Below are 25,915 nucleotides of genomic sequence, written 5' to 3'. Positions count from 1 at the left end.
GGGTGACCGGGACACCGGCACCCGCCCGACGCACGCACCGCATCACCTGAGCACCCTGGGGGGATCCGTGTCGAAGAACGACGTCGGCGTCGACATCGAGCTGCTCGAGCAGCAGGTCAGCACCCTGCTACGACTGTTCGACCGCATCGACGTCGTGATCACCCAGGCGAGTGACGTGCGCTCGAGCCAAGACTCCTCCACGTGGTCGACGATGCCGTCAGCCCAGACGTTCGCCGAGGGGTACCGCACGGAGATCGCACGACTCGAGGCCACGTTCGCGACCCTGCGCGAGCGCGTCGAGCTGATCCGCGACAACCTCCGCCTCAGCGCGAGCGCGCAGTCGCGCACCGACGAGGACGTCCAGGGTCAGCTGGAGCGGTTCGACCCGAAGCCATCGACGACCCCGTACTTCCCGCCCGGCTACCGCGGGCCGGTCGCGCCCGGCACCGACCCGCTGGGCCCGCAGGGCCCCGTGAGGTCGGGCGACGACCTGCGATGAGGGCCGCGCGCACCTACGCCGCGGTCGCGTCGGGCCTGCTCCTGGCCATCGTCGCCGCAGCCCCCGCCGCGGCCCTCGATGACGACGACGGCATGTGGTACTACACGGCCACAGGCATGTCCAAGCTGCATGAGCGCACCACCGGCAAGGGCGTGCAGATCGCCGTGGTCGACACGGCGATCTGGCCCGACGCCGGTGACCTCGCGGGTGCGTCCGTCCGCGTGCACGAACCGTCGTTCTGCGCCGAGAAGTCGCTCGGTGATCCGCTGCCCGCCGCGCAGCGCACGGTCAGCGCAGCGCACGGGACCAACATGACCGCGCTCCTGGTCGGCACCGGGAGCGGCCAGAACGGGCACCCCGGGATCCTCGGGGTCGCCCCGGACGCGGACGTCTGGTTCTACTCGACACTTGTCGGGCCGGACGGCGAACAGGTGTGCCACTCACCCTCCGTCGAGGCTGGACGCTTCGTGTTCGGCGAGGCGATCGACCAGGCCGTTGCCGACGGTGCGGACATCATCTCGATCTCGCTGAGCAGCACTGTCTTGATGGACTACTGGGCCGTCACGCGGGCGCTGCACGAAGGCGTCGTCGTCGTCGTGGCGCTGTCGGACAACCCCGACCAGCCCTACCCGGGCTCGTTCAACGGGGTCGTCACGGTCGAGTCGCTCGGGCCGGACGTGCAGGTGCGTCCCGGGTCGCGGCCCGGCGCGGACGTCGTCGCACCCGGCGAGGCGATCCGCCACCTTGACGACGACCTGAGCTCGTACCGCCTGAGGAACGGCTCGTCGGCCGCGACCGCGTTCACCGCGGGGGCGCTCGCACTGGTCTGGTCCGCTTACCCCGAGGCGACCGGCAACCAGATCATCCAGACCCTCATCCGCAACACCGACGGCGAGGACCACGAGCTCTACCACGACCCGCTCACCGGGTACGGCGTCGTCAACGTCCGGCACATGCTCGAGCACGATCCGACCACCTACCCGGACGAGAACCCTCTGCTCGACCACGACCCCGACAGCATCCCCACCTATGAACAGGTGCAGGACCTCTCGCTCCTGGACGACCCGACGCTGCGTGACTCCCCGCGGCGTGAGACACCCAGCGCGGGCGCAACCACCCCGCTGCCGTCGCCCACCGCAGACGCGACCGCGACGCCTGCACCCGCCACGCCAGTCGCCCACGACGCGGGTTCGACCGCACCCGCGCTCCTCGCGGCCGGTGGCGGACTCCTGGCCGTGGGCGTCGCCGCTGTCGCGGTGCTCGTCTTCCGCCGGCGTGGCGCGACCGCGACCGGCGTCAGCCGGCCGGGCACCGGAGGTGCCACTCAGGCGTACGGCTCGGACCCAACTGAAGGGGGCAAGTGACGATGGCCGAGAAGTCTTCCGCCGAGCTCCAGAGGGCGCTCGACGCGAACCCGGACGCGGCGATCGCCGACGCCGAGAGGCTCGAGGCGCTCGGTGAGCCGCTGCAGGAGATCAGCACCGAGCTGCGCCGTCTGGCGAGCGACCTCGGGCTCGACGGCATGTCCGGGGACGCCGCGCAGGCGAGCATCGCCGAGACCGCCAGGTCGATGCTCGCGAAGGTCGACGCGTTGGCGGCGATCGCGACCGTCGTCAAAGAGGCGGCGAGCACGGTCGAGACCGCACAGCGCGAGTACCGGGCCCTGCCGCTCGGGCGGCTCACCTACGCCGAGCGCCGCGAGCTCGAGGCGAACGGTGCCTCGACCGGCATCCCCTACATCGAGAACGCCCGCGCCCTGGAGCGCGAGCGCGAGGCAGAGGCCGCTCTGGCAACGGTGAACTCACGCCTCCACGACCTCACGGACCAGGTCCGGGGCCTCGCGGACCAGGACCGCGAGGACCCGACGAGCCCCGGGCCCACCGACCCCGGGGGCCCGAGGACGCCACGGACGCCGTACGACCCGCCGTCGTCGAGCCCCGGCCCGGCCCCCGAGCGCCCGCCGCGGTTCGGGGTCGTCGGGCCCGTGCCCGGCGACCCCGGCGAGCAGCCCCCGGTCCTGCCGCCCGTGCCGCCGTACGAGCCCCCGTACGAGCCGCCTCAGACGGAGTGGCCGCCCCGGCAGCCCCCGCCCCCTGTCGACCCCGGCCCGGTCACGCCCGGCCCCGTCATCGGCGACCCCGGCGACACGCACGGCGACGACCTGCCCGGCACCGGGACGCCCTCCCGGCCTGGCGTCGGGTCGCCGGTCCTCGGTGGCGGGTTCGCCGGCGGCGACGGCTCGACCACCGGCCCTGGAGCGGGCGGCGGGTCGATCGGCGGTCCGGGCTCCGGCGGGCTGGCCGGCGGTGCCCTCGCCGGTGGCGCCGTGGTCGGCGGGACCGCGCTCGGCGCGATGGGTGCGGCGCGGCTCGGCGGTGGCGCACTCCCAGGTGCCCTGGGTGGTGCGCTCGGCGGTGCGCCGGGCGGAGCCGGCGGAGCGGCCGTCCTGGGCGGTGGCCCTGCCGGAGCGGGCGCCGCGGGCCGCGGCGCGCTCGGCGCCGCAGGCGCGGGCGGTCGCGGCGGGTCGGCGGGCGGCATGGTCGGCGCAGCGGGTGGCGGCGGAGCCGCCGGGAGCTCGAAGCGCAAGCGTCGCGCGGGCTCGCTGGGCTACGTGGCACCCGAGCTCGACGAGGACGAGCCGACGACGACCGCGCGCGCCGCGGGACTCGCGCGCGGCTCGCGCGAGGACGCACCGAACGTGACCGTCGACGCCCCCGCGGACGACGAGACCTGGTGACGAACCGCTGACGGACGGCCCCTGCACCACCGGTGCGGGGGCCGTCGTCGTCGGTCAGCCCGGGAGCTGCTCCACCAGCACGGTCCGGTCGCCGATGCGCACCGTGGAGCCGCTCGGGACGGGGGTCGGCCGCTCCGGTGCGACGACCACCGACTGCCCGGAGGGCAGCACGACGACGGTGCCGTTGCCGGACCCTGCGTCCGCGACCCAGAACCCCCGCGCGTCGATGCCGAACCGCGCGTGCGTGCGCGACAGGGACCGCTGCGGGTCGTCGACCGTGACCACGTGGTCGCACCGCTCGCCGTCCCGCGGGCGCGGCGCGCGGCCGATGACGCCCGGGCCGCTCACGCTCATCGCCTCGCCCGTGTCGAGCGTCAGCACGAACGTGCGCGGCCGCACAGGCGCCGTCGGGGGTGCCGACGGGTGGGGCACCACGGGGTGCGCGCCACCGTGGGTCGCACGCGGACCGGCGGCGGGCACCGGGCCGGGCGCCGAGGCGGTCGGCGGCACACCGGCCGGCGCGCCGGCCGCCACGCCCGTCGGCGCATCGGTGGGCACACCGGTCGGCACGGCTGTCGGCGCACCGGGTGCCGGGCGGGAGACGGGCGCTGCCGAGCCGACGGTGACGAGGCCGGGCGTGGCGGGTGCCCCGACCCCCGCGCCGCCGGCGCGCGGTCCGCGGACGTCGACGACCACCGCGCGGCCCGCGCGGTCGTGCCAGCCCTGCCGCAGCGCGGAGCGGTCCCCCGCGACGGACCCGACGACGACCCACTGCCCGACCCCGCCGACGAGGTGCCCGGCCCCGACGACGAGGGCCCGGCGCACCGCACGGCCGAGGCCGGGCGCGTACGGCGTCTCGACGCGCGCCGCGCGCAGGCCGAGCACGAGGTTCCCCACGGTCCGCCCGGTCCGGGCCTCCCAGACGACGAGCCCGACGGCGAGCTCGAGCGCGACGAGAGCCGCGAGCACGGGCCGCTGCGTCGCGCCGAGCACGGCGCCCGCGACGCCGAGGACCACGAGCGTGTCGATCGCGAACGCGCCGAGACGCGCCCCGACGCCGACGGTCCGGACACCGTCGAACGCGGCCCCGAGGCCGTCCGCGAGGGCGGGGGCGCCGACGACGCGGGGACCGGCCGCGGCCGGCGTCGCCACGGGCGGGTGTGACGTGCGCGCCGCCCCCCGCGCGCGGCCCGACGAGCGTCGCCGCGTCACCGGCGGCTGCGCCTCGACGACGATCATGGGTGCCGCGGGCGCACCGCACCCCGTGCAGAACCGGGCGCCCTCCCGCAACGCGCGTCCGCACGACGCGCAGGTCTGCTCGCTCATGAGCCCACCGTCCTCCGCAGCACCTCGACGAGCCCGGACGCGACGACCGCCGCCGGCAGCGCCACGGCCACCGCGAGCCCCTCCATCATGTCCGCCAGCCGCGACGCGACCACGGACCGCCAGCCGCGCGCGAGCGCGGTCCCGACCACCGCCACGACCGCACAGAGCGCGAGCGCGCCCACGGCGACGGGGATCCGCCACGCGAGCGGCACCGCGAGCGCGGTCTCGACGAGCAGCGCCCCGGCCGCGAGCCGGGGCAGCCACCGCCCGGCCGTGTCGCGCGAGCTGCGCGGGACGAGCACGAACGCGAGCAGGACGCACGCGACGAGCGTGTACGCACCCCAGCGCTGCACGGCCGCGAGACCGTCCGCGCGCTGCGCCGCCGCGACGACGCCGGGCAGCAGCACGACGGCGACGACGCACGCGAGGGCGGTGGCGGTGATGACGCGCCGCTCGGCCCCCTCGACGGTGCGGGCGACGAGCCTCTGGCTCACGCGGCCGAGCGCGCGCGGCCGCGGGGCGCGCACGGACTCGGCGGTGCGCGCGACCTGCGAGACGTCGACGAGCTGCTCGTCGGGGATCGCGAGCGCGAGGCGCGGCGCGATGCGCAGCACGAGCGGTGCGAGGCCGACCAGCAGCGCGGCCCCGGCCTGCACCGGCAGGTCGAGCAGGAGGGTCGCGGACTGGGCAGCGGCGGCGACGGTCAGCCCGCCGAGCACGACGACCGCGACGTCCTCGCCGTCGCGCAGGCGCCGGGTGACGACGGTGCGGACGCCGCCCACGGTGGTCGCGCACGCCAGCGCGACCACGACGGCGAGCCGTCGCGCCGGTGCGTCGTCGGGCAGGACGGTCCACGCGCCGGCGGCGGCGGCGAGCGTGGGTGCGGCGAGGGTCGCGGCGACGGACGCCACGGGCGCGGTCCCCCGTCCGGTGCGCCCCGCCGTGGCGACGGCCAGCGCGACGAGCGCCAGCGCGAGGGCGACGCCGGTCGAGGCCGACGCGGGCAGGTCCGGGGCGGGGCCGAGCATCGCGGTGAGCAGCAGGACCGCACCGATCGCGCCCGCGAGCGCGAGCAGACCGGCCTGCGGGCGGGGGCGGCGGGCGAGCAGCTCCGGGTCGACCGGCCGGTGGCGACGCGGCCGGGGCGCGGGGCGCACGACGTGCAGCGCGCCACCGTCGGCGACCTGCCGGCCGACCGCGGCGCGCACGTCGAGCCGCTGCCCGGCGGAGTCGAGGACGAGGGTCGCGGGGTCGTCGATCGGGACGAGCGCGGCGCGCAGCGCGTCACCGAGCACGACGTCACGGCGCAGCGCGACATGGCGCTGCTCGGCGCCCACGGCGACGACGAGCCGCACGTGCGACTGCGGGCGGGCGTCGGTGGCCGAGCCGGGTGCCGCCACGACCACCTCCTCGTCCGTGTCCGTCCTGCGCGTGCGGGCCCGCCACCTGCGACGGCGGTCGGGTGGCCGCCCACATGCTACGGGTCCGGATCGCCCCGGTGCGGGTACCGTTGCGTGGTCCCGTGCATGCTCGACCCCGGCGCACGCTCCGGGCAGCGAGGAGAGCGATGTCGATCACCGCCGACCGTGGCGTCCAGGCCGGCCCACCGCCCGTCCCCACGGGTCAGGTCGTCATGCAGCCACCTCCGGAGATCCAGCCGTCCGACGGCGTCAGCGGTGTGCTCTCGAACCTCGTGCCGATGCTCGGCTCGGTGGGCTCGATCGTCTTCATCTCGATGTCGCAGCCGGGCGGCAAGGGCATGATCGCGGGCGGCATGTTCCTGGTCGCGTCGCTGGGCTTCGTCGCGGTCAACGGGTGGCGCCAGCGCGCGCAGCACCAGGCGCAGGTCGTCGGGGCGCGGCGCGAGTACCTCGCGTACCTGGCGGACCTGCGCCGCACGGTGCGCCAGGCTGCCCGGGCGCAGCGGCGCGCGGCGCAGTGGTTCGCACCCGAGCCCGGCGCGCTGCCGGCGATCGCCGAGGAGCGCTCGCGGGCGTGGGAGCGCACACCCGAGCATCCGGAGTTCCTGCGCGCGCGGCTCGGGACGGGCGCGCAGCAGCTCGCGCTGCAGCTCGAGGCGCCGCAGACGCCCCCGCTCGCGCAGCTCGACCCCGTGGCGGCCTCGGCCGCGCACCGGTTCCTGGTCACGCACCGCGTGCAGCAGGACATCCCGCTGTCGGTCGACGTGCGCAGCGCGGCACGCATCGAGGTCGCCGGGGCCGAGGACGAGGCCCGCGGGCTCGCCCGCGCCGTCGTCGCGCAGCTCGCGACGTTCCACTCCCCCGACCAGCTGCAGATCGCCGTCCTCGCGGGCGAGCGCGCGCTGCCCGCGTGGGACTGGGTGAAGTGGCTGCCGCACGCCCACTCGACGCGCGAGCGCGACGCCGTCGGAGCGGCCCGGATGATCGGCACGACGCTCGCCGAGATCGAGGGGCTGCTGCCCGAGGGGCTCGCGGACCGGCCGCGGTTCGGCCGCGCACCGGTCGGCTCGACGCCCGTGCCCCACCTGCTCGTCGTCGTCGACGGCGGTCACGTCCCCGTGGGCAACGGCATCGTCACGCCCGACGGCGTGCTCGGCGTCACGGTGCTCGAGCTGCCCGAGCACTGGGAGGAGCTCGAGGACGCGAACACGCTGCGGTTCCTGCTCGGCGCGGCGCTGCCCGACGGTGGCGTGCCCGTCGAGGTGCTGCGCCTGGGGATGGAGCCCACACGGCTCAAGGGCGACCGGCTCTCGCTGCCGGAGGCGGAGGCCACGGCTCGCCGCCTGCTCCCCCTGTACGTGGACGCCGGGCCGCAGCGCGACGAGGGCCAGGTCTCCGCCGAGCTCGTCGACCTGCTCGGCCTGGGCGACGTGCGCGACCTCGACCTGTCGCGCGCGTGGCGCCCGCGGCTCGCGCGTGACCGGCTGCGCGTCCCCATCGGCCTGACCCCGCAGGGACAGCCCGTCGCGCTCGACATCAAGGAGTCCGCGCAGCAGGGCATGGGCCCGCACGGGCTCATCATCGGCGCGACGGGCTCCGGCAAGTCGGAGGTGCTGCGCACCCTCGTGCTCGCCCTCGCGCTCACGCACTCCTCCGAGGACCTCAACTTCGTCCTCGTCGACTTCAAGGGCGGCGCGACGTTCGCCGGCATGGCGGACATGCCGCACGTCTCGGCGATCATCACGAACCTCGGCGAGGAGCTCACGCTCGTCGACCGCATGCAGGACGCGCTGCAGGGCGAGATGGTGCGCCGTCAGGAGCTGCTGCGGGCCGCGGGCAACTTCGCGAACGTCGCGGACTACGAGAAGGCGCGTCGTACCGACCGGCCGGACCTGCAGCCGCTGCCCGCGCTGCTGATCGTGGCCGACGAGTTCTCCGAGCTGCTCGCCGCCAAGCCCGAGTTCGTCGACCTGTTCGTCGCGATCGGGCGCCTCGGCCGCTCGCTGCAGATGCACCTGCTGCTGTCCAGCCAGCGCCTCGAGGAGGGTCGCCTGCGCGGCCTCGAGTCCCACCTGTCGTACCGGATCGGCCTGCGCACGTTCTCCGCGTCCGAGTCGCGCGCCGTGCTCGGCGTGCCCGACGCGTACGAGCTGCCGCCCGTGCCCGGCGTCGGCTACCTCAAGCCCGACCCGACGACGATGATCCAGTTCCGCGCGTCCTACGTCTCGGGTCCGCCGAAGGCGCGGCGCCGCACGGCCGCCGGGGCGGGCCCCGTCGCCACGGGCCGTGCGCGCCTCGAGTCGTTCACCGCCGCGCCGGTGCTGACCGCCGCCGCGGGTCGCGACGAGCCCGACGAGCCGGACCTCGACGACGACGAGAAGCGCGCCACGTTCGACATCGCGGTCTCGCTCATGCGCGGCCAGGGCCCCGCCGCGCACCAGGTGTGGCTCCCGCCGCTCGTCGTGCCCGAGACGTTCGACCGGCTCATGCCGGACCTCGCGGTCGACCCCCAGCTCGGGCTCGTCTCGCGCGGCTGGCGCGAGGCCGGCGCGCTGACGTTCCCGCTCGGCATCGTCGACCGCCCGCTCGAGCAGCGGCGCGAGAACCTCACGCTGTCGCTCGCGGGTGCGGGCGGGCACCTCGCCGTCGTCGGCGGCCCGCGGTCCGGCAAGAGCACGGTCCTGCGGTCCGTCCTGACGGGTCTCGCGCTCACCCGCACGCCGCTGGAGGTGCAGCTGTACGTGCTCGACTTCGGCGGCGGCACGTTCACGCCGCTCGTCGGGCTCCCGCACGTCGCGGGCGTCGCCACGCGCGCCGAGCCCGACGTCGTGCGGCGGATCGTCGCCGAGGTCGAGGGGATCGTCGACGCGCGCGAGCGGTACTTCCGGGCGCACGGCGTCGACTCCGTCGAGACGTACCGCCAGCGGCGCGCCGCGGGCCAGGTCGACGACGGGTACGGGGACGTCTTCGTCGTCGTCGACGGCTGGTCCACGATCCGCCAGGAGTTCGACGAGCTCGAGCCGCGCCTCCAGGCGCTCGCCGGGCGCGGGCTCACGTTCGGCATCCACGTGCTCGCGTCCGCGAGCCGCTGGATGGACTTCCGCACCCAGATCAAGGACCTGTTCGGCACGAGGCTCGAGCTGCGTCTCGGCGACCCGACGGACTCCGAGCTCGACCGCAAGGTCGCGGCGTCCGTCCCGCGCGAGCGGCCCGGCCGCGGGCTCGTCGCGTCCAAGCACCACGTGCTCACCGCGCTGCCCCGCATCGACGGCGACGGGTCGCCCGACACGCTCGGCGCCGGCGTGCAGCACCTCGTGCAGACCGTCGCGCAGTCGTGGCGCGGCGCTCCTCCGCCCAAGCTGCGCCTGCTGCCCGAGCAGGTCACGCTCGACGAGCTGCGCGCGCGCGCACCTCAGGCGCCCGGCATCCTGCTCGGCATCGACGAGGCAGCGCTCGCCCCCGTCGTCGTCGACGTACGCGACGAGCACCACCTGTACGCGTTCGGCGACTCGGGTGCCGGCAAGTCCGCGTTCCTGCGCGCCGTCGCGAGCGAGATCCAGCGCCTGCACACGCCGCAGCAGGCCCAGATCATCGCGGTGGACTTCCGCCGCGCGCTGCTGGGCGAGATCCCCGACACCTACCTCACGAGCTACCTGACCACGCACGAGCAGGCGACCGCCGAGCTCACGGACCTCGCCGCGTACCTGCGCGGGCGGCTGCCCGGCCCCGACGTCACACCCGACCAGCTGCGAGCCCGCTCCTGGTGGACCGGTGCCGAGGTGTACGTCCTCGTCGACGACTACGACCTCGTCGCCACCTCGTCCGGGAACCCGCTCACGTCGCTCGTCCCGCTGCTCGCACAGGCCGGCGACGTCGGGCTGCACCTGGTGCTCACCCGACGCACCGGTGGCGCGTCACGCTCGCTGTACGACCCCGTCCTGCAGGCCGTGCGCGACCTCGCGGCGCCCGGGATCGTCATGTCGGGCAGCCCCGACGAGGGTGCGCTCGTCGGCGCCGCACGGCCCGTGCCGTCGGTGCCCGGACGCGCCCAGCTCGTCACGCGCGAGGCGGGCCTGCAGGTGGTCCAGCTCGCCTGGACGCCGTCGACGACCTGAGTCAGCGCGCCTCGATGCGCACCGTGCGCTCGCCCAGACGCAGCGACCAGCCCGGGCCGACGCTCGCGCGCGTGCCCGCCGGCAGGGTCGCCGCCGTCCCGTCGGGACGCACCACGAGCGTGCCGTTGGTCGAGCCGCGGTCCACGACCCACAGCGTCCCGGGCTCGGCGGGGCCGAACGCGAGGTGCGTCTTCGACAGCGACCGCGCCGGGTCGTCGATCGCCACGACGTGCTCGACGTCGCCCTGGGGCGCGCGCCCCACGACGCCCTCACCCAGCACGTCGACGCGCTCACCCGTGTCGAACACCAGGCGCAGGCCGGGCGGCACGGGCGGCTGACCGGTCACGGGCGTGCGCAGGCGCGTGAGCTCGATGTCGTCGAGCTCCTCCGTCCAGCGCGGGTGGTCCGCCGCCGCCCGCGCGATCGGCTGCGCGGCGGTCGACGTGTCCTCGCCGCGCGCGGCCGCGGGCTCGACCCGGTCATGGCCCGCGGGCGGGGTGTCGCCCGGCGTGCGCCGCACCTCACCGGCGAGCGTGTCGGACCAGCCCGACGTGGGCGCGGGCGGGGCCGGCTCGGCGGACGTGGGCTGCGTGCGGGCGGGCGGGCCCGTGATGAGGCCGTCGGCCGGCGGGCGCTCGGTGGGCCGGCCCGTCCCGACGCCCGGCGGGAGCGGCACGAGACCGATCGCGGCGGCGGGCTCCGGCTCCGCCGCCGCGGCGTCCGCCGCCGGCTCCGCCGGGGGCGCAGCCGCGACAGGCGGCGCGGTGACGGGCGGGGTGGTGACGGGCGCAGCGGTCACGGGCGCAGCGGTCACGGGCGCAGCGGTGACGGGCGCAGCGGTCACGGGCGCGGGGGTCACGGGTGCGGGGGTCACGGGTGCGGGGGCGACCGGCGCGGGAACAGGGGCGGGAGCAGGCGCCGGCGCAGACGACGGCGGCGGCGGGGGCACGGGCCCGACCGCGCGCGCCACGGCCCGGTCCCACGCCTGCGCGGGGTCCTCGGACCGGGCGACGCCCGTCGCGTTCGCGAGCAGCACGATCGTGCCCGCGGCCTTGTCGTGCCAGCCCCGCTGCGCGGGCGTCTTGTCGAACACGCCCGACGCCACGACGAGCCACTCCCCGACGAGGCACGCGACGTAGCCGAGTCCCACGACGAGCTGCCGGACGAAGATGCGCAGCAGACCCGCGGGACGGCCGGTCTCGGCCGACACCGTCCGGATCCCCAGCAGCGCACCACCGACGGTCGCGCCGGTGACCGACTCGCAGATCCACAGCGCGAGCCCGCCGAGCCCGCCCAGCAGGGACGGCAGGAACGACGCCGCGCTCGGGCGCACTCCCGCCTCGGGGGTGCCCGCCACGGCCAGCGAGATCACCACGCCCAGCCCGGCGAGCAGTGAGAGCGCGGCGAGGTCGATCGCGTACGCGGCGACGCGGCGCCCGACGGGCGCAACGCTCCCCGGCACGACCGGGAACGTCCCGGCCGCACGCGCGTCGCGACGCCCACCGCCGCTCGGCGGTGCGGCGGCCGACGCGGCGGTGACCGGCTCCGAGCCCCACGCGGTCGCGGCCGTCGTGGGCGCAGGAGCCGGCGCGGCGGTCGCGGCGGGCGCGCTCGGGGGCACGTCGCGCGACGTCCGGACGGGGTCGTCGGCAGCGGGTACGGCAGCGGGCGCGGCAGCGGGTACAACAGCGGGTATAACAGCGGGTACGGGTCCGGGCGCCGGCGGCGCGGGCGGGGCCTGGACGCGCGCGCCACACTCGGCGCAGAACATCGCCCCCGCCTCGAGCTCAGCCCCGCACGTCCCGCACAGCTTGCCGCTCACGCTCGCCACCCTCCTCGTCGCGGTGGCCGGTCCGCTCGCGCGCTCCCCGGCCTGCCGCGAGCATCGTGCCAGATGCGCCCGATGCGTTCGCCCGGTCCGTGCACAGCACCGCACGTGCAGGTCGTACCGCGAGACGCGCGGGGCCCGAGGTGTCCCCCGCACGGGTGGTGCGCGGGGTGCGACGGCCCGTCGTCAGGACGCGCGGTCGACGAGTGCGTCGGCGAAGGAGACGAGCGCGTCCTTGACCGGCCCGGCCGGCAGCGGCTCGAGCACGCGCACGGCGTCGTGCGCGAGCGCGACCGCCTGGTCCCGGGTCTCGTCGAGGACGGCGTGGGCCCGCAGCAGCGCGACGGCCTCGTCGAGCGCGGCGTCGTCGGACAGGTCCCCGTCGAGGCGCGCGAGCAGCGCCCGGTCCTCGTCGCTCGCGGCGGGACCCGCGCAGCGGGCCCGCAGCAGGAGCACGGGCATCGTCGGGACACGCTCGCGCAGGTCCGTCCCGGGGGTCTTGCCGGTCAGCGCACCGTCGGAGGTGAGGTCGATGACGTCGTCGGCGAGCTGGAAGGCGACGCCGATGCGCTCGCCGAACTCCATGACGATGGAGACGACCTCGGGCGTGCAGCCGGCGAACATCGCGCCGAGCCGCGCGGACGTCGCGAGCAGCGACGCGGTCTTGTCGGCGAGCACCTGCAGGTAGTGCGCGACCGGGTCGTCACCCTCGCGCGGGCCGACCGTCTCGTGGAGCTGGCCGAGGCACAGCCGCTCGAACGTGCGCGCCTGGATGCGCACCGCCTCGGGGCCGAGGCCGGCGACGGTCGTGGAGGCCCGGGCGAACAGGAGGTCGCCCGTGAGGATCGCGACGGAGTTGCCCCAGACCTCGTGCGCGGACGGCGCACCGCGGCGCAGCGGTGCGGAGTCCATGACGTCGTCGTGGTAGAGCGTCGCGAGGTGCGTGAGCTCGACGACGACGGCAGCGTCGATGACCTCCCGGCGCGCCCCGTCACCCAGCTCGGCGACGAGCAGGGTCAGCAGCGGGCGCAGGCGCTTCCCGCCGGCGTTGACCAGGTGGCGCGACGCCGAGTCCGCGAGGGCGTCGGCGTTGCCGACCGCGTCACGCAGCGCCTCCTCGACGAGGGCGAGGCGCGCGGTGAGCCGGTCGGCGAGGGCCTGGTCGGCCAGCGGGATGGCCGCGGTCGAAGTCACGAGACGAACCTATCCCGGCCACGAGGGTGCGCCGGCACGCCCGACCGGGCGTAACGGACGAACCGGACGGTGATCTCGGGAGCCGGACCGGGCCTGGTCAGGGCAGGAACCTCGCGACGTCGGAGATGAGGTCGAGCACGGGCGTCGGGAACACGCCGAGCACGACCGTGAGGACGGCGGCGACCGCGATCGCGACCGCGGCGAGCCCTTCGGACGGCACGACCGTCGTCGTGGTCGTCGCGGTCGGCGCGGCCACGAGCGTCGCGACGGCGGACGACCCGTCGGCCCCGGCGAGCGCGACGTCCTCGCCCGGTGCGGCGTTCTCGTCGGACGCGCGGCTTTCGACGACCGGTGCGGCGTCCTCGTCGGACGGCTCCACGGCGGCGTCGTCGCGGCCGGGCGCGGGCGTGAAGTACATCAGCACGATGATCCGCACGTAGAAGAACGCGGCCGCGGCCGAGCTCAGCACGCCGACGAGCGCGAGCGGCCAGGCGCCGCCGTCGACCGCGGCGGAGAACACGGCGAACTTCCCGATGAACCCCGCGGTGAGCGGGATGCCCGCGAAGGAGAGCAGGAACAGCGCGAACGCGCCCGCGAGCGCGGGGTGCGTGCGCCCGAGCCCGGCCCACTGCGACAGGTGCGTGGCCTCGCCGAGCACGCTGGTGCGCAGGTCCTCGTCCCCGGCCTCCGCGAGCTCGTCGGCCGCCACGTCGGTCGACGCCTGCGGGACCGTGCGCTCACGCACGAGCCACACCACGCCGAACGCCCCGACCGTCGCGACGCCGTACACCAGCAGGTAGAACAGCACCGCGCTGATGCCCGCCTCGTCGAGCGCGACGACGCCCGTGAGGATGAACCCCGCGTGGGCGATCGACGAGTACGCGAGCAGGCGCTTGATGTCGGTCTGGACCAGCGCCACGACCGTCCCGACGACCATGGTGGCGATCGCGACGGTCCACAGGAACACGTCGAGGTCCCACTGCAGGCCGGGGAAGATCGTGTAGTACACGCGCAGCAGCGCACCGAACGCGGCGACCTTGGTGCACGCGGCCATGAAGCCGGTGATCGGGGTCGGGGCACCCTGGTAGGCGTCGGGCGTCCACGAGTGGAACGGCACCGCGCCGACCTTGAACAGCAGGCCGACGAGCAGCAGCACGGCGCCGACGAGCAGCAGCGGGTCGAGCGCCGAGGGCGTGCCCGTGGCGGCGGCGATCTCCGAGTAGCGCAGCGTGCCCGAGTAGCCGTAGACGAGCGCGACGCCGAAGATCAGCAGCGCGGACGCGAACGCACCGAGCAGGAAGTACTTGAGCGCGGCCTCCTGCGAGAGCAGGCGGCGGCGGCGCGCCATGCCGGTCAGCAGGTACAGCGGCAGCGAGAGCACCTCGAGCGCGACGAACAGCGTGAGCAGGTCGCCGGTCGCGGGCAGGATCATCATGCCGCCGGTCGCGAGGAGCAGCAGCGGGTAGACCTCGGTCTGCGTGAGGCCCTTGCGCCGTGCGAGCTCCTCGTAGTCCGAGCCGGGGATCGACGCCGCGGTGGGTGCGAACGCGTCCTCGCCGGTGGCCGTGCGGTCGGCGACGACGAGCAGCGCGAGCAGGGTGAGGACCGCGATGACGCCCTGGATGACGAGCGTCGGGCCGTCGACGAGCAGCGAGCCGTCGAGCACGTCCGTCCCGCCGGACGACGAGACGCCGTCCCACAGCGCCGCGACCGCGACGATCGCGCCGACGGGCGCGCCGAACGCGAGCACGAGCTGTGCGGCCCGCCGCGCGCGGTCGGGCACGAACGCCTCGACGAGCACGCCGACGATGCCCGCGACGAGCACGATCACGACGGGGCTGAGCGCGCCCCAGGCGATCTCCGGTGCGGTGAAGCTCACTGGTCGCTCCCTTCGAGAGCAGCGGCCGGGACGTCCTGCACGCCGACGACGTCGAGCGTCACGGACGCGGGCGGACGCACGAGGTCGAGCGCGGGGCCGGGGACGAAGCCGAGCACGAGCATCGCGGCGACGAGCGGCGCGACGGCCCACCGCTCGGTCGCGGTGACGTCGCGGAAGCCCGCGACCTCCTCGCGCGGCGGCCCGGTGAAGATGCGCTGGTAGGTCCACAGCACGTAGATCGCGGCGAGCACGACGCCGAGCGTCGCGACGACCGCGGCGGCCGGGTGCCGGGCGAACGTGCCGACGATGACCATGAACTCGGACACGAACGTCGACAGACCCGGCAGCGACAGGGCGGACAGGCCGGCGACGAGGAACAGGCCCGCCAGGACGGGCACGACCTTCTGCAGGCCGCCGAAGGCGTCGATCTGCTGCGAGCCGCGGCGCGCGACGAGGAAGCCGGCGATCAGGAACAGCGCACCGGTCGAGAGCCCGTGGTTGACCATGTAGAACGACGAGCCCGCGACCGACGTCGACGTGAAGGCGAAGATGCCGAGCACGATGAACCCGAAGTGCGACACGGACGTGTACGCGATGAGCCGCATGAGGTCCTTCTGGCCGATCGCGAGCAGCGCGCCGTAGAGGATCGACACGACGGCGAGCACGATGACGACAGGCGCGGCCCACCGCGACGCCTGCGGGAACAGCGGCAGGCAGAGCGTGAGCATGCCGAACGTGCCGACCTTGTCGAGCACGCCGACCAGCAGGGTCGACGTGCCGGCGGGTGCCTGCTCGGCGGCGTCGGGCAGCCACGTGTGCACGGGGAACATGGGCGCCTTGATCGCGAACGCGATGAAGAACGCGACGAACAGCCACCGCTCGGTGCCGGTCGGCAGGTCGAGCCCGGTGAGCTTCTCGGTGAGGAAGCCGTCCTCGCCGCGCGGGCCCTGCAGGTACAGCGCAATGACGCCGACGAGCATGATCAGGCCGCCCGCGAGCGAGTAGAGCAGGAACTTCACGGCCGCGTACCGGCGCTCGGCTCCCCCGTACCCGCCGATCATGAAGTACACGGGGATGAGCATGGCCTCGAACAGCACGTAGAACAGGAAGACGTCACGTGCGGCGAACACCGCGACGATGAACGCCTCGAGCACGAGCGCGAGCGCGAGGTAGTGGCGCAGCGCGTCGCTCGTCGTGGTGCCCGAGCCCTGCTCGCGCCACGCCGCGAGGACGACGAGCGGGACGAGCAGCACGGACATCGCGATGAGCGCGAGGCCCACGCCGTCGACCCCGACCGCGTAGGACGCGCCGATCGCGGGGATCCACCGGTGCGTCTCGGTGAGCTGGACGGTGCCGGCGTCGGCGGTGTCGAACGCGGTGAGCGCGAGGCCGAGCAGGACGAGCTCGACGAGCGCGACACCGAGCGCCACGACGCGCGCCCGGGGGCGCAGCGCCCTCGGCGCGAACCACAGCACCAGCGCACCGAGGACCGGCCACGCGATCAGCGTGGTCAGCCAGGGGAAGTCGGGCGACATCGCTCTCCTCAGCTCTGGACGGCCAGCACGACGACGAGGAGGACCACGAGGCCTCCGAGCATCGTCGCGGCGTACGTGCGGACGTATCCGGTCTGCAGGCGGCGCAGCAGCGCGCCCAGACCGACGGTCGCGTGCGTGACCCCCTTGACCCCGCCGTCGACGACCGCGTGGTCGGCGTAGACCAGCGAGCGCGTCAGGTGCTGCCCGGGCTCGACCAGCACGGCGTCGTTGACGGCGTCCTGGTAGAGGTCGACGCGCGCGGCGCGCGTGAGCGCGGTGCCGAGCGGCGGGACGACGGGCACGGTCGCGGTCGCGTACCGGCGCCACGCCAGCACGAGGCCGACGACGACCACGGTGAGCGTGAGGGCGATGAGCACACCCGCGGGCAGGACGGGCTCCTCGTGCTCGACGTGCCCCGTGACGGGCTCGAGCCAGCCGGTGAACCGGTTGCCGAGCGCGAGGAACAGGCCGAGGCCGACCGAGCCGACCGCGAGGACGATCATCGGCCACGTCATGAGGGCCGGGGACTCGTGCGGGTGCTGCTCGGAGCCGTCCTTGCGGGTGGTCCAGCGGCGCTCGCCCTCGAACGTCATGAAGAACAGGCGCGACATGTAGAACGCCGTGATGCCGGCGCCGACGAGCGCCACGGTCCCGAACACCCACGCGCGCCACTGCGCGCCGTCGGTGGGGATGAACGCGGCCTCGATGATCTTGTCCTTGGAGAAGAAGCCGGAGAACGGCGGGATCCCGAGGATCGCGAGCCAGCCCATCATGAACGTGATCCAGGTGACCTTCATGTAGCGGGCCAGGCCGCCGAAGCGGCGCATGTCCACCTGGTCGTCCATGCCGTGCATGACGGACCCGGCACCGAGGAACATCCCGGCCTTGAAGAACCCGTGCGTCACCAGGTGGAAGATCGCGAACGCGTAGCCGACGGGGCCGAGGCCGGCCGCGAGCACCATGTAGCCGATCTGCGACATCGTCGACGCCGCGAGGGCCTTCTTGATGTCGTCCTTGGCGCAGCCGACGATCGCCCCGAACAGCAGCGTGATCGCGCCGACGACCACGACGACGAGCTGCGCGCTCGGCGCGGCCTCGAAGATCGCACCCGAGCGCACGATCAGGTACACGCCCGCGGTGACCATCGTCGCGGCGTGGATGAGCGCCGAGACGGGGGTCGGGCCGGCCATCGCGTCACCCAGCCAGGACTGCAGCGGGAACTGCGCCGACTTGCCGCACGCCGCGAGCAGCAGCATGAGGCCGATGGCGGTGAGCGTCCCCTCGCTCGCGTGCGCCGCCGGGTCGGCGAGGACGGTCCCGAAGTCGAGCGCGCCGAAGTGCGCGAACATCAGGCCCATCGCGACGAGCAGGCCCACGTCACCGACACGGTTCGCGACGAACGCCTTCTTGGCGGCCACCGCGTACGGCGTGTTGTGGTTCCAGAACCCGATGAGCAGGTAGGACGCCAGACCGACGCCTTCCCAGCCGACGAACAGCAGCACGAACGAGTCGGCGAGCACGAGCAGGAGCATCGCGGCGACGAACAGGTTCAGGTACGCGAAGAACCGGCGACGGTCGGTGTCGTGCTCCATGTACGCCACGGAGTAGACGTGGATGAGCGTGCCGACGAACGTCACGAGCAGCACGAACGTGAGCGACAGCGGGTCGAACCGCAGCCCCGCGTCGAGGTGCAGCGCACCCGCGTCGATCCACGTCCCGAGCCGCAGGTCCCACACCCGCGAGGACGCGGCCTGCCCGAGGACCTCGAGCATCGCGAGCAGGCCGACGACGAACGCGCCGGTGGAGGCGAGCACGCCGAGCCAGTGCCCCCACCGGTCGGCACGCCGGCCGAGGAGCAGCAGCACGGCCGCGGAGGCGAGCGGCAGGGCGACCACCAGCCAGGCGAACGACCAGACACCGCCGGAGGCGGTCGCCCCGGCCGGGTTCACCACCGGGGACACCGCGGGCAGGGTCGCCGCGAGGGCAAGAGAGTGCACAGCCGTCCCCTCAGCTCTTCAGCAGGTTGACGTCGTCGATCGAGGCCGACCGACGGGTACGGAAGATCGCCACGATGATCGCGAGCCCGACGACGACCTCGGCGGCGGCCACGACCATCACGAAGAACGCGAGCACCTGGCCCGTGAGCTCGCCGTGCATGCGCGAGAACGTCACGAGGCAGAGGTTGGTGGCGTTGAGCATGAGCTCGACGCCCATGAACGCGATGATCGCGTTGCGGCGCAGCAGCACGGCGGCCGCACCGATCGAGAACAGGATCCCCGACAGCACGAGGTAGTGGGTGAGCGTCACTTGCCCTCCTCCGAGTCCGGTGCGCCGGCGTCCACGCCCGCGACCGCGTCCGCGATGCGCGGCTCGCCGATCGGCGCCGACTGCGGCTCGGCGTGCGGCGGCGCGGTGGTGCCCTGCTCGTCGGACGCGCTCGTGCCGCGGTCGACCGCCGCCTTGCCCGCGAGCACGCGGTCGATCCGCGCGGCGTACTCGGCGGCGTCGGCCTCCTGGCCGCGCACGCGCAGCACGCGCGGCACCGAGCTCTCGATCGGCTGCCCGTACGGGTCGAGCGCGGGCACGTCCATGGCGTTGTGCTTGGCGTACACGCCCGGCGCGGGCAGCGGCGCCAGGTGCTGCCCGTCGCGCACGCGCGCCTCGGCGCGCTCACGCTGGCCGAGGCGCGGGGTGAGCCGGCGGCGGTGCGTGTAGACGAGGGCGCCGAGCGCGGCGGTCACGAGCAGTGCGCCGACCACCTCCATCGCGAACACGTACCTGCCGAAGATCAGGTGCGCGATGCCCACGGGGTTGGACGCCTCGTTGGCGCTCCCCAGCCCGGTGGGCTCGGGGTACGCGGCGGTCCCGATCACGCCCGCGAGCACGACCAGCAGCCCGAGCCCTGCCACCCAGCCGATCCAGCGCTGCCCGCGGATGGTCTCGACGAGCGAGTCCGCGGTGCTCACGCCGACGAGCATGAGGACGAACAGGAACAGCATCATGATCGCGCCGGTGTAGACGACCACCTGGACGACGCCGAGGAAGACCGCACCCTGCGTGACGTACATGAACGCGAGGCAGATCATCACGAGGATGACCGACAGCGCGGCGTGCACGGCCTTGCGCGCGAAGAGCAGCCCGAGCGACGCGAGGACCATGACGGGCGCGAGCACCCAGAACAAGACGGCCTCGGCGGTCGACGGGTCCCCGGCCGAGTCGACCGCGCGGGGCAGCGCCCCGACGGCGGGCAGGCTCGAGGTGAGGTCGGCGGCCAGCGCGGCCGCCGAGAGCGCTGCGCTCATCGGGCACCGCCCTGGCGGTGCGCGGCGGCGACGTTCGCGGCCATGGCCGCTGCGGTCGGCCCGACCTGCTCGGCCGGGGTGAGCCCCGGTCCCTCGGGCAGCGTCGGGTCGTCGGGCCGCTGCTCGCGGACCCAGTCCTGCTGCTCCTGCGTGGCCCCGGTGACCTCGCCGCGGTAGTAGTCGGTGTCGGTCGTGCCCTCGGCCATGGGGTGCGGCGCCGCGAGCATGCCGTCACGCAGCGGCGCGAGGAGGTCCTGCTTCTCGTAGATCATCCCGGCGCGCGTCGGCCCCGCGAGCTCGTAGTCGTTCGTCATCGTCAGCGCGCGCGTGGGGCACGCCTCGATGCACAGCCCGCAGAAGATGCAGCGCAGGTAGTTGATCTGGTAGACGCGGCCGTAGCGCTCCCCGGGCGAGTACTGCTCGTCGGGGGTGTTGTCCCCGGCCTCGACGTAGATCGCGTCCGCGGGGCACGCCCACGCGCACAGCTCGCAGCCGATGCACTTCTCCAGGCCGTCGGCGTAGCGGTTGAGCTGGTGACGGCCGTGGTAGCGCGGCTTCGTCGGGACCGTCTCGCGCGGGTACTGCTCGGTGACGGTCTTGCGGAACATGTTCGACAGCGTCACGCCGAACCCGCCGACGGGGGCGAGCAGCGCGCGCAGGCCCGACGACTGCGGGATGAGCGACTCGTACTGCGGTGCCGCGGGCGCTCCCACCTCCGAGGCGGGCTTGCGGGCGACGGCCTTGCCCCCGGCGGGCGCACCGGCCTGCTGCGGGCGCGGGGCGGGCGGCTTCTTGCGCGGCTCAGCCACCGTGCACCTCCTTCGTGTCGGTCTGCGCATCGGGCTCGTCGGGCTCGCCCGGGGCACCCGCGGGCACGCGCGCCCGGCGCGGCGACGGCGGGAGCACCTGACCGGGCAGGGGCGGGACGGGGTAGCCGTCGGCGAACGCGTCGAGGACGCGCGGCGGCGTCGCCGGCTCCGGGCGCTTCTTCTCGGGGACGAACAGCGAGATCACCACGCCGACCGCCACGATGCCCGCGATGACGAACAGGATGGTCCGCAGCTCGAGGTCCGCGAACTCGGGGAACTGGCGCAGCCCCTGCACGACGGCGACGAGGACGAGCCACGCGAGCGCGGCGGGGATCAGCACCTTCCAGCCGAGCTTCATGAACTGGTCGTACCGGAACCGCAGCACCGAGCCGCGCACCCAGACGAAGAAGAACATGAGCGCCCACAGCTTCGCCAGGAACCACAGCACGGGCCACCAGCCCTGCTGCAGGAAGTGGTCGGCCGGGATGAACGGTGCGCGCCAGCCGCCGAGGAACAGCGTCGTCGCGACCGCGGAGACGTTGAGCATGTTGATGTACTCCGCGAGGAAGAACCACGCGAACTTCATCGACGAGTACTCGGTCATGTAGCCGGAGACCAGCTCACCCTCGGCCTCGGGGAGGTCGAACGGCAGACGGTTGGTCTCGCCGACCATCGAGATCACGTAGATCACGAACGCGGGCAGCAGCGGCAGGAACCACCACAGCTGCGTCTGCGAGGACACGATCTGCGACGTCGACATCGACCCGGCGAGCACGAACACGCTGACCAGCGACAGGCCCATCGCGAGCTCGTAGGAGATCACCTGGGCGGTGGAGCGCACACCACCGAGCAGCGGGTACGTCGAGTTCGACGACCAGCCGCCGAGGACGATGCCGTACACGCCGACCGACGCGCACGCGAGGATGTACAGCACGGCGACCGGGAAGTCGGTGAGCTGCAGCGGCGTCTCGACGCCGAACATGCTCACGGTCGGCCCGAGCGGGATCACCGCGAACGTCAGCAGCGAGCAGAACACCGCGATGAGCGGCGCGACGATGTACACGACCTTGTCGGCCGCCTTGACGGTCATGTCCTCCTTGAACAGGAGCTTCATGGCGTCGGCGAGCGACTGCAGCAGGCCGAACGGCCCGTGCACGTTGGGGCCGGGGCGCACCTGCATGCGCGCGACGACCTTGCGCTCGAACCAGATCGCGAACAGCACGCTCGTGAGCAGGAACACGAGGATCGCGACGGCCTTGATGAGCCAGATCCACCACGTGTCGTTCGAGAAGTCGGCCGTGACCGGCGCGACGGGCTCGGCGAGCAGGATCGTGTGCACGTCAGACCTCCTCGTCCTGCGTGACGGCGGTGCCGGGCGCGAGCCGCACCAGGTCACCGCCGACGGCGTGCAGCGTGTCGCGCACGGCCGAGCCGGGCGCGTTCGTCGGCAGCCAGACGACGAAGTCCGGCACGTCGCTGACCTGCGCCGGCAGCGTCACGGTCCCGGCGTCGGTGCTCACCGCGAGCGGCGCGCCGTCGGCCACGCCGACCGACGCCGCGGTCGCTGCCGAGACGCGCGCGACGGGTCGCTTGGCCGTGCCGGCCAGGTGCGGCTCGCCGTCCTGCAGCCGGCCCGCGTCGAGCAGCTGGTGCCACGTCGCGAGGACCGCGTGGCCCGCGGGCACGGCGGGCGGCTCGCCGGGCCGGACGTCGGGCGCGTCGAGCCGCGTCCCGTCCCACCCGCCGAGCTGGTCGAGCTCCGCGTGCACGTCGCTCACCGAGCCGAGCCCGAGGTCGACCCCGAGCTCCGCGGCGAGACCGTGCAGGACGCGGTGGTCGCTCAGCGCGTGGGACACGAGCGCCTGCGGGAACGGCCGCGGTCGGCCCTCCCACGTGACGAACGTGCCCGGCTTCTCGACCGGAGGCGCGACGGGCAGCACCACGTCCGCGCGCTCCGTGACACCCGACGGGCGCACCTCGAGCGAGAGCACGAAGCGGGCCTTCTCGAGAGCGTCGCGCGCGAGCGCCGGGTCCGGCAGGTCCGCCGGGTCCACGCCGCCGACGACGAGCCCGGCGAGCGAGCCGTCGCGCGCGGCGGCGACGATCTGCGTGACGCTGCGGCCGGGAGCCTCGGGGAGGTGCTCGGCGCCCCACACCGCGGCGATGTCGACGCGCGCGGCCGCGTCCGCGACCGGGCGACCGCCCGGCAGCAGCGTCGGCAGCGTGCCTGCCTCGACCGCACCGCGCTCACCGGCGCGACGCGGCACCCACGCCACGCGCGCCCCCGTGCGGGCCGCGAGCCGCAGCACCGCGGAGAGCGCACCGGTCGACGAGGCCGCGCGCTCACCGACGAGCACCACGGCACCGGGTGCGGCGAGCGCCTCGGCGGCGCGCGCGAGCACCGGCTCGTCGGAGCCGGCGTCGATGCCCTCGATCACCTCGGCCTCGGTGCCGGGCGCGGCCGGCACGAGCGTGCCGGACAGGCGCTCCAGCCCGCGGCTCGCGAGCGCGGCCACCGAGAGCACGGCCGTGCCGCGCTTGACGACCGCGTCGCGCAGCCGCAGGAACAGGATGCCGCCCTCCTCCTCGGCCTCGAGGCCGACGAGCAGCACGGTCGGCGCGGACGTCACGTCCGCGAACGTCACGTCCAGCGTGCGGCCCGCGACGTGGTGGCCGAGGAACGCGGCCTCCTCGTCGGAGTGCGGGCGCGCCCGGTGGTCGACGTCGTTGGTGCCGAGCACGACGCGCGCGAACTTGGCGTACGCGTACGCGTCCTCGAGCGTGACCCGGCCGCCGGGCAGCACGCCCACGCCGCCCGCGGCGAGCGCGTCGCGCAGGCCCGCGGCCGCGGCCCCGTAGGCCTCGACCCAGCTCGCGGGGCGCAGCTCGCCGCGCGTGCCGTCGGGGTTGCGGTCGCGCACCAGCGGGGTGGTGATGCGGTCCGGCGAGGACTGCCAGCGGAACGCGAAGCGGTCCTTGTCGGTGATCCACTCCTGGTTGACCGCCGGGTCCTCGCCCGCGAGGCGACGCATGACGACGCCGCGGCGGTGGTCGACGCGGATCGCGGAGCCCTGCGAGTCGTGCTCGGACACCCCGGGCGTGGAGACCAGGTCGAACGGGCGTGCGCGGAACCGGTAGGCGGCCGACGTGAGGGCGCCCACGGGGCAGATCTGCACGGTGTTGCCCGAGAAGTACGACGCGAACGGCTGCCCGCTCGTGTCGAGCGTCGACGCGCCGACGGGCACGTCGCCCGCGAAGCCGAGGACCTCGACGTCGAACGTGCCGATCTGCTGCTGCGCACCGCGCTTCTGCAGGTCGATCCAGACGTCGCCGGCGATCTCCTCGGAGAACCGCGTGCAGCGCTGGCACAGGATGCACCGCTCGCGGTCGAGCAGCACCTGCGTCGAGATCGCGATGGGCTTGGGGAACGTGCGCTTGACGTCGACGAACCGCGACGTGGCGCGGCCGTTGCTCATCGCCTGGTTCTGCAGCGGGCACTCGCCGCCCTTGTCGCACACCGGGCAGTCGAGCGGGTGGTTGATGAGCAGCAGCTCCATGACGCCGTGCTGCGCCTTGTCCGCCTCGGGCGACGTGTGCTGCGTCTTGACCTGCATGCCCGGCGTGGCCTCGAGCGTGCACGAGGCCTGGGGCTTGGGCATCTTGGCGAGGTTGCCGTCGCGGCCGGGTGCCCAGACCTCGACGAGGCACTGGCGGCACGCACCGGCGGGTGCGAGCAGCGGGTGGTCGCAGAACCGCGGGATCTGCACGCCGAGCTGCTCGGCGGCCCGGATGACGAGCGTGCCCTTGGGCACGGTCGTCTCGACGCCGTCGATGCTGAACGTGACCGTGTCCGCCGGCACGGGCGTGGCGACGGGCGGGGCGGCCGGGACGAGCGGCGACCCCGTCTGCGAGCGGTCCGAGGTGATCGTCATGCGTGCACCCCCGCGAGTGCCGCGCCGCGACGGCGAGGCGTGTAGTCGAACAGCGCGCTGCGCTCGGGCGGGAACAGGACGTCCGCGGGCGTGTGGCACCCGGCCTCGAACTCGTCCCGGAAGTACTGGATGGCGCTCGTCACGGGGCTCGTCGCACCGTCGCCGAGCGCGCAGAACGCGCGACCCAGGATGTTGTCGCACAGGTCGAGCAGCAGCTCGATGTCGGCGGGCGTGCCCTGACCGCGCTCGAGGCGCTGCATGACCTGCGCGAGCCAGAACGTGCCCTCGCGGCACGGCGTGCACTTGCCGCACGACTCGTGCTTGTAGAACTCGGTCCACCGCGTGACCGCACGGACCACCGAGGTGGTCTCGTCGAAGATCTGCAGCGCGCGCGTGCCGAGCATCGAGCCCGCGGCGCCCACCGACTCGTAGTCGAGCGGGACGTCGAGGTGCTCGGCCGTGAAGATCGGGGTGGACGAGCCGCCCGGGGTCCAGAACTTCAGCTCGTGGCCCTCGCGGACGCCGCCCGCCATCTCGAGCAGCTCACGCAGCGTGATGCCCAGCGGTGCCTCGTACTGGCCGGGCCGCGTGACGTGGCCCGACAGCGAGAACAGGCCGTGCCCGGTCGACCGCTCGGTGCCCATCTGCTTGAACCAGTCGGCACCGCCGACCAGGATCCCGGGCACCGACGCGATCGACTCGACGTTGTTGACCACCGTCGGGCGCGCGTACAGGCCCGCGACCGCGGGGAACGGGGGCTTGAGGCGCGGCTGGCCGCGCAGGCCCTCGAGCGAGTCGAGCAGCGCGGTCTCCTCACCGCAGATGTACGCCCCGGCGCCTGCGTGCACCGTGACCTCGAGGTCGAAGCCCGAGCCCAGGACGTTCTTCCCGAGGTAGCCCTTCGCGTAGGCCTCCTCGACCGCGCGCAGCAGGCGGCGGTACACGTGCACGACCTCGCCGCGTACGTAGATGAACGCGTGGTGGCAGCCGATCGCGTAGGACGTGATGGCGACGCCCTCGATGAGGTGCTGCGGGCTCGCCATCATGAGCGGGATGTCCTTGCAGGTCCCCGGCTCGGACTCGTCCGCGTTCACGACGAGGTAGCGCGGCCCGCCGTCGGGCGCGGGCAGGAAGCCCCACTTCATGCCCGTCGGGAAGCCCGCGCCACCGCGGCCGCGCAGGCCCGAGTCCTTGACCGCGGTGACCACGTCGGCCGCCGGCATGCCCAGCGCGCGCCGCAGGCCGCGGTAGCCGCCGTTGGCCTCGTACGTCGCCAGGCTCCAGGAGCGCTCGGCGTCCCAGTGGTCGGTGAGCACCGGTGCGAGGGTCGTCGCCATC

General features: G+C 74.5%; 17 protein-coding genes and 1 pseudogene. 4 read left to right on the top strand and 14 right to left on the bottom strand.

Going from position 1 to position 25,915, the window contains the following annotated elements; all coding sequences use genetic code 11:
• Window positions 1-67 precede the first annotated feature (67 nt).
• Genes CUD01_RS07320 through CUD01_RS07310 form a run of 3 tightly spaced genes read left to right on the top strand, consistent with a single transcriptional unit; the run spans window position 68 to window position 3,236 of the window.
• Window positions 68-499, top strand: a complete 432-nt coding sequence (locus CUD01_RS07320) for a hypothetical protein (protein ID WP_094180794.1) — start codon at window positions 68-70, stop codon at window positions 497-499.
• A complete protein-coding gene (locus tag CUD01_RS07315; RefSeq protein ID WP_141319896.1) occupies window positions 496-1,863 on the top strand; it encodes a S8 family peptidase in 1,368 nt (455 codons plus the stop codon). Before CUD01_RS07320 ends, CUD01_RS07315 begins: the two co-directional genes overlap by 4 nt.
• A 2-nt stretch (window positions 1,864-1,865) precedes the next feature.
• A complete protein-coding gene (locus tag CUD01_RS07310; protein ID WP_141319894.1) occupies window positions 1,866-3,236 on the top strand; it encodes a hypothetical protein in 1,371 nt (456 codons plus the stop codon).
• A 54-nt stretch (window positions 3,237-3,290) separates the two neighbouring features.
• Here the strand turns inward: CUD01_RS07310 and CUD01_RS07305 are convergent, their stop codons facing one another.
• Window positions 3,291-4,562 (bottom strand): RDD family protein, encoded by a 1,272-nt coding sequence (locus CUD01_RS07305; protein ID WP_141319892.1) that lies wholly within the window; start codon window positions 4,560-4,562, stop codon window positions 3,291-3,293.
• Window positions 4,559-5,962, bottom strand: a complete 1,404-nt coding sequence (locus CUD01_RS07300) for a hypothetical protein (protein WP_141319890.1) — start codon at window positions 5,960-5,962, stop codon at window positions 4,559-4,561. The genes CUD01_RS07305 and CUD01_RS07300 overlap by 4 nt, the downstream gene beginning before the upstream one ends.
• A gap of 167 nt (window positions 5,963-6,129) precedes the next feature.
• Here CUD01_RS07300 and eccCa point away from each other — a divergent pair, with 167 nt between their 5' ends.
• Window positions 6,130-10,098 (top strand): type VII secretion protein EccCa, encoded by a 3,969-nt coding sequence (eccCa, locus tag CUD01_RS07295; RefSeq protein WP_141319888.1) that lies wholly within the window; start codon window positions 6,130-6,132, stop codon window positions 10,096-10,098.
• Between the two features lies 1 nt (window position 10,099).
• Here the strand turns inward: eccCa and CUD01_RS17225 are convergent, their stop codons facing one another.
• The 12 genes and pseudogenes from CUD01_RS17225 to nuoF form a co-directional block, all read right to left on the bottom strand.
• Window positions 10,100-11,719 (bottom strand): RDD family protein, encoded by a 1,620-nt coding sequence (locus tag CUD01_RS17225; protein ID WP_141319886.1) that lies wholly within the window; start codon window positions 11,717-11,719, stop codon window positions 10,100-10,102.
• A 126-nt stretch (window positions 11,720-11,845) separates the two neighbouring features.
• Window positions 11,846-11,920: pseudogene (locus tag CUD01_RS17365) on the bottom strand (zinc-ribbon domain-containing protein); the annotation flags it as partial.
• 192 nt (window positions 11,921-12,112) lie between these two features.
• Window positions 12,113-13,120, bottom strand: a complete 1,008-nt coding sequence (locus CUD01_RS07285) for a polyprenyl synthetase family protein (protein WP_094180801.1) — start codon at window positions 13,118-13,120, stop codon at window positions 12,113-12,115.
• Window positions 13,121-13,217: 97 nt separating this feature from the next.
• Entirely contained in the window at window positions 13,218-14,999 is a 1,782-nt protein-coding gene (gene nuoN / locus CUD01_RS07280) for an NADH-quinone oxidoreductase subunit NuoN (RefSeq protein ID WP_141319884.1), read from the bottom strand.
• The gene (locus CUD01_RS07275) at window positions 14,996-16,534 is read right to left on the bottom strand and encodes an NADH-quinone oxidoreductase subunit M (RefSeq protein WP_141319882.1); all 1,539 of its coding nucleotides are present in this window, start codon (window positions 16,532-16,534) and stop codon (window positions 14,996-14,998) included. Before CUD01_RS07275 ends, nuoN begins: the two co-directional genes overlap by 4 nt.
• Before the next feature lie 8 nt (window positions 16,535-16,542).
• Entirely contained in the window at window positions 16,543-18,531 is a 1,989-nt protein-coding gene (gene nuoL, locus CUD01_RS07270) for an NADH-quinone oxidoreductase subunit L (protein WP_141319880.1), read from the bottom strand.
• A 10-nt stretch (window positions 18,532-18,541) separates the two neighbouring features.
• Window positions 18,542-18,841, bottom strand: a complete 300-nt coding sequence (gene nuoK / locus CUD01_RS07265; protein ID WP_094180805.1) for an NADH-quinone oxidoreductase subunit NuoK — start codon at window positions 18,839-18,841, stop codon at window positions 18,542-18,544.
• Window positions 18,838-19,836: an NADH-quinone oxidoreductase subunit J gene (locus CUD01_RS07260; protein ID WP_141319878.1), complete on the bottom strand. Its 999-nt coding sequence runs from the start codon at window positions 19,834-19,836 to the stop codon at window positions 18,838-18,840. Before CUD01_RS07260 ends, nuoK begins: the two co-directional genes overlap by 4 nt.
• Window positions 19,833-20,645 carry an NADH-quinone oxidoreductase subunit NuoI gene (gene nuoI, locus CUD01_RS07255; RefSeq protein WP_141319876.1) on the bottom strand — a complete coding sequence of 271 codons (813 nt, stop codon included), beginning with the start codon at window positions 20,643-20,645 and terminating at the stop codon, window positions 19,833-19,835. The genes CUD01_RS07260 and nuoI overlap by 4 nt, the downstream gene beginning before the upstream one ends.
• Window positions 20,638-21,984 carry an NADH-quinone oxidoreductase subunit NuoH gene (gene nuoH / locus CUD01_RS07250; RefSeq protein WP_094180808.1) on the bottom strand — a complete coding sequence of 449 codons (1,347 nt, stop codon included), beginning with the start codon at window positions 21,982-21,984 and terminating at the stop codon, window positions 20,638-20,640. The genes nuoI and nuoH overlap by 8 nt, the downstream gene beginning before the upstream one ends.
• Window position 21,985: 1 nt before the next feature.
• On the bottom strand, window positions 21,986-24,577 hold the full coding sequence (locus tag CUD01_RS07245) for an NADH-quinone oxidoreductase subunit G (RefSeq protein WP_141319874.1): 2,592 nt from the start codon (window positions 24,575-24,577) through the stop codon (window positions 21,986-21,988).
• Window positions 24,574-25,914 carry an NADH-quinone oxidoreductase subunit NuoF gene (gene nuoF, locus CUD01_RS07240; protein WP_094180810.1) on the bottom strand — a complete coding sequence of 447 codons (1,341 nt, stop codon included), beginning with the start codon at window positions 25,912-25,914 and terminating at the stop codon, window positions 24,574-24,576. Before nuoF ends, CUD01_RS07245 begins: the two co-directional genes overlap by 4 nt.
• Window position 25,915: the final 1 nt, after the last annotated feature.

The sequence above is a fragment of the Cellulomonas uda genome (assembly GCF_006538705.1).
GTDB lineage: Bacteria > Actinomycetota > Actinomycetes > Actinomycetales > Cellulomonadaceae > Cellulomonas > Cellulomonas uda.
This window is presented reverse-complemented; position numbering and strand designations above follow the sequence as displayed.

What these genes read in the sequence shown, in the direction of transcription:
- CUD01_RS07315 (WP_141319896.1), top strand. Translation starts at nt 496, where the DNA reads ATGAGGGCCGCGCGCACCTACGCCGCGGTCGCGTCGGGCCTGCTCCTG.
- CUD01_RS07310 (WP_141319894.1), top strand. Translation starts at nt 1,866, where the DNA reads ATGGCCGAGAAGTCTTCCGCCGAGCTCCAGAGGGCGCTCGACGCGAAC.
- CUD01_RS07305 (WP_141319892.1), bottom strand. Translation starts at nt 4,562, where the DNA reads ATGAGCGAGCAGACCTGCGCGTCGTGCGGACGCGCGTTGCGGGAGGGC.
- eccCa (WP_141319888.1), top strand. Translation starts at nt 6,130, where the DNA reads ATGTCGATCACCGCCGACCGTGGCGTCCAGGCCGGCCCACCGCCCGTC.
- CUD01_RS07275 (WP_141319882.1), bottom strand. Translation starts at nt 16,534, where the DNA reads ATGTCGCCCGACTTCCCCTGGCTGACCACGCTGATCGCGTGGCCGGTC.
- CUD01_RS07260 (WP_141319878.1), bottom strand. Translation starts at nt 19,836, where the DNA reads ATGAGCGCAGCGCTCTCGGCGGCCGCGCTGGCCGCCGACCTCACCTCG.
- CUD01_RS07245 (WP_141319874.1), bottom strand. Translation starts at nt 24,577, where the DNA reads ATGACGATCACCTCGGACCGCTCGCAGACGGGGTCGCCGCTCGTCCCG.
- nuoF (WP_094180810.1), bottom strand. Translation starts at nt 25,914, where the DNA reads ATGGCGACGACCCTCGCACCGGTGCTCACCGACCACTGGGACGCCGAG.